The following is a 17655-nucleotide window of genomic DNA, read 5'->3' as shown; positions in this document are numbered from 1 at the left end:
TTAGAAGTGAATATACACGATATGGAACAGATGAATGCACAATTAATTGAACATGCAGGTAGAGTGATTGTGGGTAAAGCTCATACGATGGAACTTATTTTGACAGCGATCATTGCGTCCGGCCATGTGCTTCTTGAAGACGTACCCGGCACGGGCAAAACGATGCTCGCGAAATCCATTGCTTCTTCACTGGACTGCACATTCCAGCGGATACAATTTACACCTGATCTGCTGCCATCCGATCTGACAGGCATTCATTTCTACAATCAAAAATCAGGAGACTTTGAATTCAGACCTGGCCCGCTGTTTGCAAATCTTGTGCTGGCAGACGAGATTAATCGGGCCACGCCGCGGACGCAGTCCAGCTTGCTGGAATGTATGGAAGAACGTCAGATCAGTATAGACGGTTCAACGAGACAGCTCGAAAGACCGTTTATCGTTATCGCTACGCAGAACCCCATTGATAATCAAGGGACATTTCCACTGCCGGAAGCTCAGATGGACCGCTTTATGATGAAGATTCGTATGGGGTATCCAACCGGGGAAGAAAGTATAGAGATATTGCGAAGAACCGTGGCCAGCCGCTCTGTAGATGAGCTGTCCGCCATTATTCCGCGTGAACAGCTTATGGAAGCCCAAGAAGCGTATAAAACCGTTACCGTAAACGAAGATCTCATGCATTACATCGTACAGCTCACTGAGGCAACCCGAAAACATGCCGAACTGTCGCTTGGCGTCAGTCCGCGGGGTGCACAGGCGCTTTTGAAAGCTAGTCAGGCCTGGGCTGCTCTGCATGGCAGAGACTACGTGGTACCGGATGATATCAAGATATTGGCCGAACCTGTGCTGGCCCATCGACTGGTCTTTCGTAATCGAATCAGACAGCAGGATGGACTTGCGGAACAGATCATTCAGCAGATTTTGAGCCAGACCGAGGTGCCAACCGAGACACTTGCTGCAGGCGGACAATAGGCGTATGGCACTTCTATGGCTTGTCGTCGTAGGGAGTTTAGTCATTGTGCTGCACGGCATATGGTTTGGACGTCCTGTGCTTCAGAATCTCAAGTACAGCAGACAGTTCAGCAAAACGCGCTGTTACGCTGGCGATGAACTGGAGATGGTTGAAACCATATCGAATGAAAAACGAATTTCCGTACCGTGGCTCAGACTTGAGGCAATGATGCCGGCTTCTTTTGTTTTTCGCTCAGGTTCGGGTATGGACATCAGTCAAGGCAATATTTATCAGAACCATAAAAGCATCTTCACATTAAAACCGTACAATCGAATTACGCGTATGCATCCGTTCGTCTGCTCGAGGCGCGGAGTGTATACGATGGATACAGTGACAATGACCGGAGGGGACCTGTTTGGTGTATGGCGCAGCACAAAGCCCATTTCTGTGCAGATGTCAATGGTTGTATACCCTACTTTAGTCAGCATAGAAGATATGCCGGCAATCTATCAGGTATGGCAGGGTGAGGTGGAAGTTTCTCGCTGGATTGTGGAAGATCCGTTCCTGATCTTAGGGGTGCGGCCGTATGGTGCTGGTGACCCTATGAATCGTATTCACTGGAAAGCGAGTGCGCGTACAGGAGAACTTCAAGTGTACAAGCAGGGTTGGACGGCAGACCCGCAGTCGTGGATTATCGTGAATATCCAAGATTCGGCGGAGATGTGGAGTGTTGTTACGAAGCCTGAGCTGATCGAGCAGGCACTGCGCTATGCAGCCACTGCCGCTGTCGATGCTGTTGGCAGAGGTCTGCCTGCCGGATTTGCTCATAACGGCTATCCTGCTGGGGGTGGTCGCGATGTGGTTCGAATTAAACCGGATTATGGAACACCTCATCTGGAATTGCTGCTGGAGGCAATGGCTGAAACCGAGTTGAAGTGTTTGGTGCCGATGGAGCAGTTTTTGCAGGATGAAGTAAGGTTAAACGAAGAGGAACAGCAGGTCCGCAGCTATTTGTTAATTACGTCCTATGTATCTCCTGCGATGGAGCATGAGATCGGACGTCTGCATGAGCAGGGACACCGGGTAACAATTCTGCCTGTCGAGCAGTCGAAACGTAAAGCGGAGGCGGTGGGCGCATGAGTGATCAAGGCGAAATAAAACAAACATTCCTCATCCCGGTACTGTCTGTCCTTTTGATTGCAATCTACCTGTTTCCGTTCTTCACACTCACATCGCTCTACACGGAGTCATATTTTCCTTACCTGCTATTTATTTTGTTTGCTCTGACCGCCTGTTCCGCTCAATGGACGAGATATCGATATACGAAATTAGCAGAACAGAGTTCATTCGTTCGAGGTGTTATCGCATCTGCTGCAGGCATTTTGTCAGCACTGGCTTTGGGCACAGTATTAACTCTCTCGCTTCCTGAGGTCATTACGCTTGGAGTAGGAATATTCACTGCCGTATATATAGGTTTGAATTTCGATCCTGCTTACCATTCCATTACGCTGTGGCGCCTGCAGATCACCGGCACAATCAGTGCGATTGTGCTTACGATTGCGGCAGCTCAGATTGAATTCCTGCAGCCGATGCTGCTGTATACAGGGTATGTCTATGCTGCCGGAGTTATCAGCTTTGGATTCTGGATTGTGGGACAGTACAGGGCGCAGCTGGATCGGGCGGTGCTTAACGATGGCAGACGCAGAATGGTACTGAGGGAATTCACAAGGGCGAACCATCGCCGAATCACTTGGATGCTGATTATAATAGCAGGCATTGGTGCTTTTCCAAGTCTCGCTGCCTGGCTTGCACCACTTCGTGATCGTCTGCTGGCGTGGATCAGAGGTTTATTTGGTAATCCTTCTCCGCCGCAGCTGCCTGATACGCCTCAGATGCCTAATGAGCCTATGAATTTGCCTGATGAATTAAGCGGGCCGCCTTCGGAACCGTCGGTGTTCTGGGACATACTCGGCTGGATCGTTTTTGGAGCGGCAGCGGCATTAATTGCTTGGCTTTTATTCAGACTGGGTAGAACGGTCCTAGATAAACTGGCGCAGCGGTTTAAGGGAATGCTGCAGCCTGTGCAGAAGAGACAGGGACCAAAAACGGAATATGTGGATATCAGCGAAACGCTGGAAGCGCCGACCAAAGTCCGCAAGCGGTGGTTTCGTAAGAAGGAGCCTGTTCCAGTTCAGGCTGGAGATCGTATCCGGTATTACTATCGAATGTGGGTGAGCCAGGCCGTGGAGCGCGGCGCCCAGATTGAAAAGTCTCATACACCGCTGGAAGCAGCGAAAACGATCAAGATGAGCCGTTCGAAGCCTAAAGACGGGGCAGAGGACGAGATCGCACGGAGGCTCCCAGAAGTCTATAACGCTGTACGTTACGGGGAGAAAGCCGAGGAGAATACCGATATGGTTGAGATGGACCGAATCTGGAAATCTTACAGTAAATAAGCGCGGAATCCCTTTACTTTTCTTGTCACGTTCAAGTATCATGAGAGGAATACACAAGTTGGTCAGAAAAGGAGCAGACATTAATGAAGACAAATCATTGTAAAATAGTAGATTGTACCATCCGTGATGGTGGATTGGTAAATAATTGGGATTTTAGCGTGGACTTTGTTCAAAAGCTGTATGCAGGACTGAACGAAGCTGGCGTTGATTATATGGAAATTGGCTACAAAAACTCGCCGAAGCTGCTCAAAGGCTCCGAGGATGCCGGACCATGGCGCTTCCTGAACGATGATTTTCTTCGTAAAGTGATTCCGCAAAAAGGGAATACCAAATTATCCGCACTTGTTGATGTAGGACGTGTAGATGAGAATGATATTTTACCGCGCAGCGAGAGTATGCTCGACCTGATTCGGGTTGCTTGTTACAGCAAAGATGTGGACAAGGCACTTGCACTGGTGCAGACATTCCACGATCGCGGTTATGAAACGACACTGAATATTATGGCGCTCTCCAATGTCATGGAGAATGAATTGCTGGAAGCTTTTGAATTGATCAAAGAGAGTTCGGTTGATGTGGTATACATCGTAGACTCTTACGGCAGTCTGGATCATAACGATGTGAAGTATCTCGTAGAAAAGTTCAAAACACATCTGCCAAACAAACGTCTTGGTGTGCATACCCATAACAATATGCAGCTGGCGTTCTCCAACACACTTGTTGCTGCTGAACTCGGTGTTGAATTGCTGGATGCATCCGTATACGGCATGGGACGTGCGGCAGGCAACTGCCCTACGGAGCTGCTGGTAGCCCATCTGAAAGGAACGAAGTATAATCTGCGTCCAGTCCTTGACGTATTGGAACAGCTGATGGTTCCGTTGAGAGAAAAAGAAGAATGGGGTTACATTCTGCCTTACATGATTACGGGTGCACTGGATGAGCATCCACGTTCAGCTATGGCACTTCGTTCATCGGAGAACAAAGACAAAGTCGTTGATTTCTACGATAAGCTGACAACGCCTGAAGTGAGTTTCGATAAGTAAAAATAGTCTGAAAAGCGGATGTAAATTCTAAAAAACATGGTCTCTGAGAAGAGGTCCATGTTTTTTTAGTTCTTTATGCCTTGTTTTTACTCATTTTTATGAATAGATATTCCTACTTATGCCTAATTTTTAGTTCACGAATACGGATTTAAATGTTATTATGTACCAGATAGAACATTCGTAGAATTAAATTAAACAGTGGTCAATATATTTTTTTGTCGAAATGTGTAATATACTTGGTGAACTGTTTAATAAACATGATGAATTTAGATAAGCAGAATTTAGTTTTATACGTATTTCAGGATAGTGATCCCGGGAAGGAAAACATGGCATGAAGGTTAAAATGCAAGGTCAGAGTCAAATAGTTTGGGTCGCCATCGGCGGCTTATTGTTTTTCCTCGTAAGTCAATGGTTTCGTTCTTACTCAGGCTCTGATCTGATCATTTCGGGTTACCCGGTACTAATGCTTCTGGGTGGGTTCGCTGCTGCTGCCGCCTGTATTGGAATCTATAATCAAAGCTGGTTGTTCCAGACTCAAAAGCTGACACTGCGCAGAGTGCTGCTGACAACACTCTTTTTGATGATAGGTCTATTTGAGTTGGTACACGTCGTTTCTTTTGCTGAAGAAACACCCGGCGGAGCGATGATGGAATCCGAATTTTCCTTAATGATGTCAACGATGGGATCACTAATAAGTTCATCAGGTCTATTATTCATATATACCGTAAGGGAGAAAGAATTTGCATTACCGCGCAAATTTCTTTTGTTTGGCGCAACGCTCGGCAGTTTTCTTATTTTGTACATACTCGCCATTCAAGAGTGGAGTATGATGCCTGAAATGCTTGATGTTCACCTGCTTGGTATTTTATTCACTCGTATGCATTTGATAACAAGCGGACTGTATTTGGCTGGGGCTGTCGTTCTGTATGTGCAGTGGAAAAAGACCAGAAATGCCGATCTGCCGCCGGTATTATGCGGTATACTCAGTTTTCTGATGGGCCAGGTCTACTGCGTGACCGCCACCGCAGTGGATGATCTCAATCTGCTGCTTGGCATGCTCAGCAATTGTATGGGCTACTTTTTCATTCAAAAGGGGCTCTATGCATCTGTAGTGGATACACCTTTTCTGCAGCAGCAGGCTGCCGAGGCCAAAATGAACTATATTGCACATCATGATGATGTTACAGGTCTTCCGAACCGCCGCCGTCTTAGTCAGCGGCTTCAATTAATGATGAAGGATGCTGCCCGGGAAGAAAAACTCGTGGGTGTGCTCGTGCTTAATATTAATCGCTTCAAAACGATTAATGACTCGCTTGGGCAGCAAGCGGCTAATCGGGTTTTGCGACAAGTGGGTCAGCGTCTGAATCACTCCTCACTTCCGGGAGAAGAGGTGTTTGGACTGGGTAGAGATGAATTTGCGCTGACCATGACGGATTTTTACAGTACAGATACAGCGCTGGGCAGAACAAGATCCATCCTGCAGCTGTTCGAGAAACCTGTTATGGTTGACGGGAATGAGTACCATCTTACCCTGGGCATAGGTATGGCAATTTATCCTTATGACGGAGAGTCCCCACAAGAGATGATACAGAATGCGGATACAGCACTGCACAGTGCCAAGGAGCAGGGGATTGAGCTCAATCGCTACGCACATGCGATGCAGATGAAAGCCCAGGAACGCCTGCAGCTCGAGAATGACCTGCGCAAAGCGCTGGCTCGGGGGCAGTTTTATCTGGTATACCAGCCTCAGGTGAATCTGCAAAGTGGGTTGGTCGTAGGTATGGAGGCTCTTGTTAGATGGCAGCATCCGCAGCGAGGTTCGGTGTCTCCAGCAGAATTTATTCCGCTGGCCGAAGAGAGCGGACTGATTGTTCCTCTTGGGGAATGGGTGCTGCGTCAGGCATGTGCACAGAACAAGTTGTGGCAGGAAGCCGGTTATCGCAAGCTGTGTGTATCCGTTAACCTTTCGATGAGACAGTTCAGACATTCCCACCTGCTCGATAGTATTAACAGTATACTGAGAGAAACGGGGCTGGAACCGGCATGGCTTGAACTGGAGATCACCGAGAGCATGACATTTGATAAAGACCGTGCCTTTGAGCAGCTTCACAAAATTAAGGAAATTGGTGTACACATCAGTATTGATGACTTTGGTACAGGGTACAGCTCATTACATTATCTGAAAGATTTACCCATTGACCGGCTCAAGATTGACCGCTCATTTGTTAATGAGATCAAGGAAGATAGTAATAACGCTGCCATTGTATCCACCATCACTTCGATGGCACACCACTTGCATTTAAAAGTTACAGCTGAAGGTGTAGAGAACGAAGAACAGATGATGTTCCTGCGCAACCAGCACTGTCATGAGGCACAAGGGTACTTTTTCAGTAAACCCATTGATGCGGTAAACTTTGAGAAGAGGTTTTTGAGAGACGTAGAAAAACCTGCGGGATAAAGAGCAGCAGGGTCGCGTGAGCGTTCCTGCCTTTTGGTTATTCAATTTAATGGAAAAATTGCAAATGCACCTTGCACGTTAGTGCGGATCGTGGTATATTAGTTTTTGTAAAATTACTGTTAACTTCCATTGGAATTTAACGGGACGTAGCTCAGCTTGGTAGAGCACCTGGTTTGGGACCAGGGGGTCGCATGTTCAAATCGTGTCGTCCCGATTGCTTATCTTGCGGGTGTAGTTCAATGGTAGAACTTTAGCCTTCCAAGCTAATAGCGTGGGTTCGATTCCCATCACCCGCTTAACAGCATTACTTGGAAAACCCTTGAATGATCAAGGGTTTTTCTTTTTGTCTGAACATTTATTGCAGACAGCTGCATCCTGATCTTTGCTTTTTTCCAATGATCTGGTACAATAACGAGGATTGATACTACACATGAATGAGAGGTAACCATACGTCCCATGAAGTAAGACACATGAAATGAACCCCAGTTAACTGCAGATTGTATTATGACGCAGTCAGCCGAGCGGCTGAGCAATGAGGGGATTCGTGTGTCCAAATTCAGCTATGGGAAAAGTATGAAACCAGCAGGCGTTTTAGCTTGCGTATACCCTTATTAGGGTGTATTTGTTCATGCTATATGTGACCTCATATCTGCATTTTGAATGCTGATTCCATACAAATTGCTAAACCGCTGGCTGATGCCAGCGGTTTTTTTGAATTTTTTTGTTCAGGAAAGGATGAGGACTCATGACGACATTGGTGCGCTTGCATGAAGTATCAAAAGAATGGAACGGTAACGAATTATTTTCCGGATTAAACCTTGAAATTAACGAAGGCGAACGCCTTGCCATACTAGGTCGTAATGGATGCGGCAAAACCACACTGCTGCAGATTATACTCGGCGAAGAGGATGGAGGTGGAAGGATTGATCGTCAACTTCCGCTGTCAGAGTGGGGGTTCATGCGTCAGCGTTCAGAGGTCCCAAGCGGAATAAATGTATTAGATGCAGTAAGACGGGAGAGCGGGCGGATTGACGACATCAAGCGGAAGCTCGAAGAACTGGAGCACCGATTGAGTGCTGCCGATGCTGCCGAGGATATCTCTTTGCTGGACGATTATGCCCGTTCTTTGGAGGAATATGAGCAGCTGAACGGCTACATGTGGGAAACAGAGGTAGAGAAGGTACTGACCCGGCTCGGGTTAACTGCAGAACACTGGAGCAGGCCATATCACTCACTCAGCGGTGGTCAGAAAACAAAAGCACGCCTCGCTGGATTGTTGGTTAGCAAGCCCACTTTTTTGATTTTGGATGAACCAACCAACCATCTGGATGAAGAGAGCATGCGCTGGCTGGAAACCTGGTTGTCCGCATATGAGGGAACAGTATTATTTGTATCCCATGACCGGACATTTATTGACCGGGTAGCGACCAGTGTGATTGAATTTAGTGCAGAAAAACTGACGAAATATAAAGGTGGTTACACCGATTACAAGGGTTATAAAGAGCGGGAGCTGAAGGAACAGGAGACGATATATCGCAAGCAGCAGCTGGAACGTAAAGCACTGGAGGAGACCATTCGTAATTACCAGCAGTGGTTCCATAAAGCTCATAACTCGGCAGGAGGCCAAGAAGTGAAGATTACCCAGAGCTTCTACAAGGCCAGAGCCAACAAAAATATCTCGCGTTACCACGCCAAACAGAAGCAGCTGGAGCGGCTCGAAAATGAACGGGTGGATAAACCACGGGAAGCCGCGAAACTGAATATGGAGCTGCAGATGACTTCACTGGGCACCCGGCAGCTTCTTGCGCTGGAAGAAGTAAGCTTTTCGTACGATGCCAGGCAGTCGTTTCTTCATGATTTGCGAATTGCAGTCGAGCGCGGGGATCGGCTTGCTGTACGTGGAGCCAATGGAACGGGCAAAAGCACACTGCTGAAATTAATGATCGGAGAGCTGCAGCCCTCGCAGGGAAAAATTAGCCGGCATCCCCGGCTCCGTATCGGTTACTTTTCACAAGAGCTGGAAGGATTGCCTGAAGATGCAGCGCTGCTGGACAGCTTACTGGTTCTCCCTTCTATGACGCAAAGTGCTGCAAGAACCATCTTGGGATGCTTTTTGTTTTCAAGAGAAGATGTGTTTAAACGCATCGGAGATTTAAGTATGGGGGAGAAATGCCGGGTGGCATTCCTGCGGTTGTATTTCGGTGGTGCCAATCTGCTGGTGCTGGATGAACCAACGAATTATCTGGACATCGACACCCAGGAAGTGATGGAGAATGTGCTAAAAGAAGCCTCCGGCGCACTGGTTATCGTGTCACATGACAGGATGCTGATCCGTTCTCTGGCAAACCGTCTATGTGATCTGAAGCCTGACGGAACGGCCACGCTCTTCGAAGGTGGAGTGGCGGATTGGGAGCAATCCGTACAGCTAAGAGAAGCGGCGCTGGATACCCGGGATTCGGATGATGAGCGTCTACGGCTCGAGATGCGGCTATCTGAACTGCTAACTCCAGTATGTGCTGCAGGAACAGAGCGATTGACAACAGCTGCAGATGAGACCGCAAGAGAGGCGGAAGCAGTTGAGATTCGTATGATTCAGCAGCGGCTCAAAGAGCTGAGAAATCAGGGTGCATCTGCAAATTAGCAGCTGGGCATGCTTGCTATTTCGCCTTATATTGCATATAATAATGAACGATCATCGATCATTGGTATCGATAAAGGTTAGTCTAATGAAACAAACGTTATGATGGAGACAAGTAAGCAGTGCCTCTGGACAGGGAGGAAGCGCCGTAGATTGAGAGCGTTTCTGTAGAACCAGGCTGCCGAAATTCACTCCGGAGCGGTTCCTTGAACTTGATGATGTGTGCAGACACAGAGGCAAAAGTAGAGGCAAACGGTTAACGGTCGTTATTCCGTACAAAGTGAGGCAAAACGTGCTGCAGAGCTTGTAGCGATGTGACAGCGTTAGTCTAACAAGGGTGGTACCACGGTCTTTTCGTCCCTTTTGGGGAGAAAAGGCCTTTTTTTGTTGCAATAACAGCTCATAAAGGAGGCAATTACACATGAAAGAACGTTTGGAAGCATTAAAGATCGAAGCGCTGGAGCAGTTGTCCGGCGTAAACGATCCGCAGACGCTTGGTGATCTGCGTGTAAAGTATTTGGGAAAAAAGGGTGCACTGACTGAGATTCTGCGCGGTATGGGAGCGCTTAGTGCCGAGGAGCGTCCTGTCATTGGACAGGTGGGCAACGAAGTGCGTGCAGCGATTGAAGAGGTGATCAACAGCAAACAGGAGCAATTCCAGAAGGAAGAGACTGCGAAGCGTCTTCAATCCGAGAAGATTGATGTGACTTTGCCTGGACGTCGCGGACGTCAAGGCGGACTGCATCCACTAACGAAAGTGGTGCAGGAGATCGAAGATATTTTCATCGGTATGGGATATCGCGTAGCGGAAGGTCCTGAGGTGGAGATGGACTATTACAATTTCGAAGCTCTAAACCTGCCGAAGAATCACCCGGCGCGCGACATGCAGGATTCCTTCTATGTGACGGAGGATCTGCTGATGCGTACGCATACATCTCCGGTGCAGGTTCGCACGATGCAGAGCATGAAAGGTGAAGTGCCTGTCAAGGTCATCTGCCCGGGTAAAGTATACCGCCGTGATGATGACGATGCGACCCACTCCTTCCAGTTCCATCAGGTCGAAGGTCTTGTGATCAGTGAAAACATTCGCATGAGTGACCTGAAAGGAACGCTGCTGCAATTTGTACGCGAAATGTTCGGGGCTCATACCGAAATCCGTCTGCGCCCAAGCTTCTTCCCATTCACAGAGCCAAGTGCGGAAGTGGATGTTACCTGTGTACAATGCGGCGGCAGCGGCTGCCGGGTCTGCAAACAAACAGGCTGGCTTGAAATTCTGGGCGGCGGCATGGTTCACCCGAAAGTGCTTGAGATGGGCGGTTATGATCCGGAGAAATACAGCGGTTTTGCCTTTGGTATGGGGGTAGAGCGGATCGCGATGCTGAAGTATGGCATTGATGATATTCGCCATTTCTATAATAGTGATCAGACTTTCCTGAAACAATTCGGACGGTTGTAATTATATTGAGCACCACTAATAAATAGATTAAGGAAGTGAACGTGCATGAGAGTATCGACAGATTGGCTGTCTGATTATATTGCCCTTGAAGGTGTCACACCGCAGGAGCTGGCAGAGAAAATCACCCGTGCAGGGATCGAAATTGATGTAGTGGAGAACCGTAATCAGGGCGTAAACAAGGTTGTCGTCGGTTACGTCAAAAGTAAGGAAAAACACCCGGACGCGGACAAACTGAATGTATGTGTCATTGACGCAGGCCAAGAAGAAGAGCTGCAGATCGTGTGTGGTGCGAAAAATGTGGATGCCGGTCAGAAGGTAGCTGTAGCCCTCGTTGGTGCGAAACTTCCCGGCGGGCTGGACATCAAAAAAGCGAAGCTGCGCGGCGTTGTGTCGCTCGGTATGATCTGCTCCGCCAAAGAGCTCGGCATGAACGATAAATTGCTGCCGAAGGATCAACAGGAAGGTATTCTGGTCCTGCCGGAAAACACAGAGATCGGCACACCAATCAGCCAGGTGCTCGGTCTGGACGATCACGTGCTGGAGCTGGATCTGACGCCGAACCGTTCCGACGCCTTGAGCATGCGAGGTGCAGCATACGAAGTGGCTGCGATTCTTGGCCGCGAAGTGACGCTGCCGAGCCCTAAGGATCAGCTGGTCGAGGCTGGTGATAAAGCGGCTGATCACATTTCTGTAGAGATCAAAGCTCAGGAGCAGTGCAGCCATTATGCGGCTCGTTATGTGACAGGCATCAAGCTGGGTGCTTCCCCGCTCTGGATGCAGAACCGTCTCATGGCAGCCGGTGTTCGTCCGATTAACAATATCGTGGATATTACGAATTATGTCATGCTGGAATACGGTCAGCCGCTGCATGCCTTTGATGCCGATAAGCTGGAGAACGGACGCATTGAGGTGCGCATGGCACATGAAGGCGAAACAATTGTGACGCTGGACGGTCAGGAGCGCAAGCTTGAACCGCATATGCTGCTCGTTACCGATGGCGTGAAACCGGTCGCCATCGCTGGTGTTATGGGCGGTGAGAATTCCGAGGTATCGGAAGGCACCGTGAATCTGCTGCTGGAGTCCGCCAAGTTTGACGGCGGAACGGTTCGGAAGACGTCGCGCCAACTGGGGCTGCGTTCCGAAGCAAGCCTGCGTTTTGAAAAAGAAGTAGACCCGGGTGCGGTCATTACGGCTCTGGATCGTGCGGCTGAACTCATTCAGCGTTATGCATCAGGCCAAGTACATCAGGGGATTGTTCAGGCTGGCGAGGAAGCTTCCGAGAAACGTGTCATTCAAATGTCTCTGGACAGACTCAATCGTTATCTCGGCACGGACCTGTCCCTGCTTGAGGTGAAAACGATCTTTGGCCGTCTGCATTTTGCTTGCGGTGATGCGGAGCAGGGCGTTCTGGACGTTGAAGTCCCAACGCGAAGAGGGGATATCACGCTGGATGTGGATCTGTTTGAAGAGGTTGCCCGTCTGTACGGCTACGACAACATTCCCACAACTTGGATCGAAGGGCCGACTACTCCGGGAGCTTACACACGTCCTCAAGCCATCCGCCGTACCATCCGTGGTGTGATGTCTGGAAGCGGCTGGCAGGAAATGATCAGTTATTCCTTTGTGCATCCGGACAAAACCGTTCTGTTCCCTGCGCTGACGCAAGGAAGCAAAGCTGTTAAACTGGCTATGCCGATGAGTGAGGATCGCAGCGTGCTGCGTACGAGCATTCTACCGCAGATGCTGGACGCTGCTGTATACAATATGAACCGGAAACAGGATTCGCTTGCCGTGTTTGAAGTAGGAAGTATTTTCTTCACGGAAGAAGAAAAGCTGACCAAGCAGCCGCATGAAATTCCGGTTTTGGCTCTACTGCTCACGGGTAACCGTGCAGCGCAGCAGTGGAATGCTGGTGCAGAGAAAGTGGATTTCTTTGACATTAAAGGTGCGCTTGAAAATCTGTTTGCTTATTTGGGGTTGGAGCAGCGTATTCGTTTCGCAGCGAATAGTCCGGAAGGATTCCATCCTGGTCGTTCTGCCTCTATCTATCTGGATGGAAAAGATGGCAGCGAAGGCGCCCTGATCGGTACGATCGGTCAGCTGCATCCAGAGCTGCAGCAGCAGTATGATCTGAACGATGTTTATGCTGCTGAGATTGCACTTGAAGCTATTTATAAGGAAGCCGATGCGGATATCCGTTATCGTGAGCTTCCACGTTTCCCGGCAGTAGAGCGGGATATTGCCGTGGTGGTAAGCAAAGATATTGAAGCTGGCGACATGCTTCATACCATCCGTGAATCAGCAGGCGAGCTGCTGCAGACGGTACAGGTATTCGATGTGTTCACGGGCAGCAAACTTGGTGAAGACAAGAAAAGTGTAGCTATGGCTTTGGTATACCGAAATCGTGAACGTACGCTGACAGACGAGGAAGTTACCGAAGTTCATACCCGTGTCGTAACACGTCTGGAAGAGCAATTCAACGCAGAACTGCGCAAATAGGACAGAAGTCAATTTTTTGAACAAAGATTAGCAGGAATTGCTTGAAGTCACATCGAATCCTTAGCATTAGAGGATCGATGTGACTTTTTTGTCATTACAGCTTAGAATCAACATACAGACTTGAAGGAGGGCACAACTGTGACTACACCTGATCGTACACGCGTCACCGTAGAGATCTACGGGACTTCCTATAAACTTGTCGGCAGCAGTGCCGATTATATGAAACAAGTAGCTAATCTGGTAGATGAACGTATGAGCGCCATCTCCAAAAGTCATTCCCGTTTGGATACGCCGCGGATTGCTGTACTTGCGGCCGTACATATGGCTGAGCAGTCTCTTCAGACGGAGGAAATCCGCAATGAGCTCAAGATGCTTACGGGAGAACGTACAGAGCTTCGCAAAGAAATCAACCGGTTAAACGCCATACAGAGTGAGCACCAACAAGAACTGCAGCAGCGGGACCAGTCTCTCGCCGAAGTTCGGCAGCAGAAGGCTGAAGCGGAACAGGCTTTACAAAAACTGACTGCAGAGAAGCAGGCTGAAATCTCCAAGTTGAACGCCCTGCTGGAGAAGGAGCGCAGTCAGACGAAAGAGCAGCTTCAGAAGCTGCAGGCCCAAGCTTCGGCACAGCTCAAAGAGGCCGAAGCAAGAGGGACAGCACGGGTTAAGGAGGCAGAGGAAAAAGCGGCAAACCAGCTCAAACAGCTGCAGGCACAATCAGCTGCACAGCTGAAGGAAGCGCAGAACCGTGCGGCAGCAGAGCTGCAGCAGGTACAGGCAAAAGCGTCAGCCCAATACAAAGAGCTGCAGGATCGAACCGCAGCGCAGCTGAAAGAAGCCGAGAGTCGGGCTTTAGCAGAACGCCAGAAAGTACAGGCTCAGGCAGCAGAGCAGGTGCAGGCTGCCAAAGAAGAGGCGGAATCCGCCATTCTGTCCGAGCTGGAGCAGGCTGAGGTTAAATTGAAGCAGGTGCAGGAAGAAGCGGCCCTTCAATATAGTGAGCTGCAGGAGCAGATGAAGCAGCGGCTGGAGCAGGCTGAACAAAATGCTCAGAAACAGGCGGATGCTTACAAAGCACAGGCGAAACAAGAGCATGAAGCGCTGCTTGCTGAAGCTGAACAGAAGCGCCGGGCTGCCGTTGAACAGATGCAGGCTGAGTTCAAAGCTCTTACTGAACAGTCCGAATTGGAATGGATGGAGAAAGAGGCACTATATGAAGAGCAATTAAAAGAAGAACAGGAAGCCGCGGCTTCCCGTGCTGCTGAGGCCGCGGCTGCTGCGGAGAAATTGCATCAGCAGGAGCAGAGCAAGCTGCTGCGTCAGCTTGAAGAAGAACGTACACAGGCTGAGTCACGCATATCCGAGATAAATCAACAGCTTTCCTCGGTTCGAAATGAACTGAAGCATGCGCAGGAAGTGGTTTCTGAGCAGGAGCACCTGCTTCAGGCGGAACGGACACAAGTGGAGTCGCTGCGTCAGGAGCATGAGACTCGTATTCAGGAGCAGGAGACTCAGGCACGTCGGATTATTGAGCTTCAGCAGCAGTTGGAGCAGCTGAAAGAAGACAGCACGGAGCTGCGGAACAAGCTTCGCGAAACAGAGCAGTCACTGAAGCAGACACGGGAGTCCCAGCAGCAGTGGCAGGAGCAGTATAATGAAGCAGTAGACCGCGAAACCGCGCTCACAGCCCAGCTGCGCAAACTTCAGGAACAGCACGTACAGCTTGAACAGGATGCACAGCATCTGCTCGAAGCTGAGACCAAATCGGAAGAGGAACAGCGCAGACTGCATAAGGTGCTTGAACAGGCTCATGCTGCTGTACGTACGCTGCAAAAAGAGATTGCTTCACTTACAGAGAGTGAACGGTCTTGGAAAGAACTTGCCGAACAGCGGCTGGCGGATATAGGTGATCTGGAGAATCAAATACTTGAGGCAGCCGAGCAAAATGAAACTCTGGAATCTGGTGTGCAGTCCCTGCATGATGAACTAACCGTCGTGAAGGAAGAAGCACGTCTCTACAATGAAGAGGCCGTTCGTTATGAGAAGGAAACAGAGATTCTGGAACAAAAGCGCAAGCAGCTGCAGGAGGAAATCAGCGGTATTCGTGAGGAGCTGAAGGATACTCGTGATGAACTGCATGGTGCTCAGGAGGAGTTAAGCCGTCTGCAGGAACAGTACAAACAAATCCGTAATGAGTATAGTGATGCTCTGCAGCGAGAAGAAAATGCTGGCTCCAGAATGAGTGAGCTTGAGGCAGAGAAGCAGACCTTAGAGCAGGCCCTGTTGGAAGCCAGACAATCGGCTGAGCAGCTTGCGAAGCGGTACACAGAGCAGGCTAATCAGCTTGCACAGACGGAAGAGGAAGCGCTCGAATGGCAAATTAAACATGAGGATCTGTCAGCCAATCAGGCTGCACTGTCTTCACGCATACAGCAGTTGACAACAACCGAAGAAGAGCTTCGTTCTCAATTAAAACAGGCAGCAGAGACTGCAGAACAGAACGAAAAGGTGTGGCAGCTCCGCGCAGATGAATGGGCAGTTCAGGAGCAGACCTGGCAGGAACGCTGGACTGCACTCGAGAACGAGTTGACAGCATGGCAGCGTGAAAGTGCGGTGAGTTCCGAGAAGCTTGAAGAACTGGAACAGCAACGAGATCAGTTATTGAAAGAGCGTGCACAGCGCGAACAGCTGCAGGCTGAAGTGAATGAAGAAAAACAGATTATGGAGAATGAACTGCGAGAAATAGGAGAACGTTATGAACTGGCAGCCAACCAGCTGCGGCTGCTGCAGGTCGAGCGGGAAATGGAACAAGAGAAGGCTGAGCAGTTAAATACGGAATATCGCCAGCTGCATGATGAATATACGAAATTACAGACGGAATATAACGAATGGATTGAATTGATCGAGCAGGATCAGACGTAGCGGACAGACTTTTTTCGTCCAGACGCGGAACAGCGAACTCCTGCATAATTTGTTATAATACACAAGGAGCTCCCGTCGCTGCGGGGGCTCCTTGTGATGAAGTTATTCTTCTACGATGATTTTGGAGATCATGCTGCTGTGGCCGGGACCGCAAAAAACAGAACAGGACATCTCGAATTCACCAGCTTTGTCCGGGGTAATCACTTTGGAACTTTTTTGGGTGTCCAGCCGAAGATTCAGCTCGGGTACAAGCAGACCGTGATTCCCGTTTACATTTTCATAGACAATTTTAACAGGAACCCCTTTTTTGAGTCGGTATTCAGGTTGGTCAAACTCGTAGTTGCTTGCCTTAATTACCAGTTGTTCACTAGCCTGAACCTCAGGCTCGGATGATGCTCCTGAGTCTTTGGGGTTTCCGCATGCAGCGAGAACAAGGATTAACATACAGGCGGCAAGCCATGCTATACCTCTCTTCATCATGTGCCTCCTTAAACATGTAAGATGGATAAAATTTGAATGATTTCTCAAGTCATCATACCTCAATCTGCAGACGCCTGTACATGTCAGGTATGACGTTTTCTTGAAAAGTGATTAAGAATACAAATTAGCTGCCCGTTTTTCGAAATACGGCGAAAAAACCTCTTCGGGCCAAAGGCCTTCCGAGGTTACATTTCTTGCAAACAGTCAAGCTTGTACAAGCGGCCTGCGTTTAGCTTTTGGAGTTTCTTCCAGCATCAAACGGTGTGGATACCGGGATGAAGAGATCGATAATCCCGATGACCAAAGCAGCAAGAATAGCACCGAGCAGGCTGACTTCAACGTGATCAACGACATATTGACCGAGCCAGATCACCAGTGCACTCACGATAAAACCGACGATTCCCCGACCGAACGGATTAACTCTTCTGCCAAAGATGCCTTCAATGATCCAGCCCAGCAGTGCGATGACCAGAGCCAGCATCAATGCGCTCCAGAAACCGCCAACGGCAAAACCGGGAACGATCCAGCTAACGACCATTAATACAATAGCTGCGATAATAAATCGTACGACATGACCCAGAAAATTCATGGGGTTACCTCCTTTGTTCAGATTGGATTGGGCACAGCACAGGCTCGAAGGCGAGCGGAATGGATGGCACAATCCTGACTCTCGTAGTTTGTGGTGTTGTACTTCAAGTTATGTGTGGAAGGATTCGTTAAATAGCGCGGCAAAGTTTCTTTCGTTATAATACAG

At 49.0% G+C, this 17655-nt stretch carries 11 protein-coding genes and 2 tRNA genes; 11 read left to right on the top strand and 2 right to left on the bottom strand.

Features of this window, described 5'->3' with window-relative positions; all coding sequences use genetic code 11:
- Positions 1-6 precede the first annotated feature (6 nt).
- The 11 genes from ABXS70_RS17355 (at position 7) to ABXS70_RS17305 (ending at position 16421) form a co-directional block, all read left to right on the top strand.
- The gene (locus tag ABXS70_RS17355) at positions 7-972 is read left to right on the top strand and encodes a MoxR family ATPase (protein WP_342555056.1); all 966 of its coding nucleotides are present in this window, start codon (positions 7-9) and stop codon (positions 970-972) included.
- Between the two features lie 4 nt (positions 973-976).
- On the top strand, positions 977-2092 hold the full coding sequence (locus tag ABXS70_RS17350) for a DUF58 domain-containing protein (protein WP_366289463.1): 1116 nt from the start codon (positions 977-979) through the stop codon (positions 2090-2092).
- Positions 2089-3408, top strand: coding sequence for a hypothetical protein (locus ABXS70_RS17345; protein ID WP_366289461.1), 1320 nt, complete (start codon positions 2089-2091; stop codon positions 3406-3408). Before ABXS70_RS17350 ends, ABXS70_RS17345 begins: the two co-directional genes overlap by 4 nt.
- An 83-nt stretch (positions 3409-3491) precedes the next feature.
- Positions 3492-4448, top strand: a complete 957-nt coding sequence (locus ABXS70_RS17340; protein WP_366289458.1) for an aldolase catalytic domain-containing protein — start codon at positions 3492-3494, stop codon at positions 4446-4448.
- 331 nt (positions 4449-4779) lie between these two features.
- On the top strand, positions 4780-6906 hold the full coding sequence (locus tag ABXS70_RS17335; RefSeq protein WP_342555060.1) for an EAL domain-containing protein: 2127 nt from the start codon (positions 4780-4782) through the stop codon (positions 6904-6906).
- Between the two features lie 140 nt (positions 6907-7046).
- Positions 7047-7120 (top strand) — tRNA-Pro (locus tag ABXS70_RS17330).
- Between the two features lie 11 nt (positions 7121-7131).
- Positions 7132-7202 (top strand) — tRNA-Gly (locus tag ABXS70_RS17325).
- A 449-nt stretch (positions 7203-7651) separates the two neighbouring features.
- A complete protein-coding gene (gene abc-f / locus ABXS70_RS17320; RefSeq protein ID WP_366289453.1) occupies positions 7652-9547 on the top strand; it encodes a ribosomal protection-like ABC-F family protein in 1896 nt (631 codons plus the stop codon).
- Between the two features lie 418 nt (positions 9548-9965).
- Positions 9966-11000 (top strand): phenylalanine--tRNA ligase subunit alpha, encoded by a 1035-nt coding sequence (pheS, locus tag ABXS70_RS17315; protein WP_342555062.1) that lies wholly within the window; start codon positions 9966-9968, stop codon positions 10998-11000.
- A gap of 45 nt (positions 11001-11045) precedes the next feature.
- Positions 11046-13499 (top strand): phenylalanine--tRNA ligase subunit beta, encoded by a 2454-nt coding sequence (pheT, locus tag ABXS70_RS17310; protein WP_366289448.1) that lies wholly within the window; start codon positions 11046-11048, stop codon positions 13497-13499.
- A 138-nt stretch (positions 13500-13637) separates the two neighbouring features.
- Positions 13638-16421, top strand: coding sequence for a hypothetical protein (locus tag ABXS70_RS17305; protein WP_366289445.1), 2784 nt, complete (start codon positions 13638-13640; stop codon positions 16419-16421).
- Positions 16422-16523: 102 nt separating this feature from the next.
- Here the strand turns inward: ABXS70_RS17305 and ABXS70_RS17300 are convergent, their stop codons facing one another.
- A complete protein-coding gene (locus tag ABXS70_RS17300; protein WP_342555065.1) occupies positions 16524-16901 on the bottom strand; it encodes a cytochrome C oxidase subunit II in 378 nt (125 codons plus the stop codon).
- A 229-nt stretch (positions 16902-17130) separates the two neighbouring features.
- Complete coding sequence (locus ABXS70_RS17295; protein WP_342555066.1) at positions 17131-17490, bottom strand: phage holin family protein; 360 nt, start codon at positions 17488-17490, stop codon at positions 17131-17133.
- Positions 17491-17655 lie beyond the last annotated feature (165 nt).

The sequence above is a fragment of the Paenibacillus sp. AN1007 genome, assembly GCF_040702995.1.
In the GTDB taxonomy this organism is placed as follows: Bacteria; Bacillota; Bacilli; order Paenibacillales; family Paenibacillaceae; genus Paenibacillus.
Note: the sequence above shows the minus strand (reverse complement) of the source record. Positions and strands in the feature narration are given on the sequence as shown.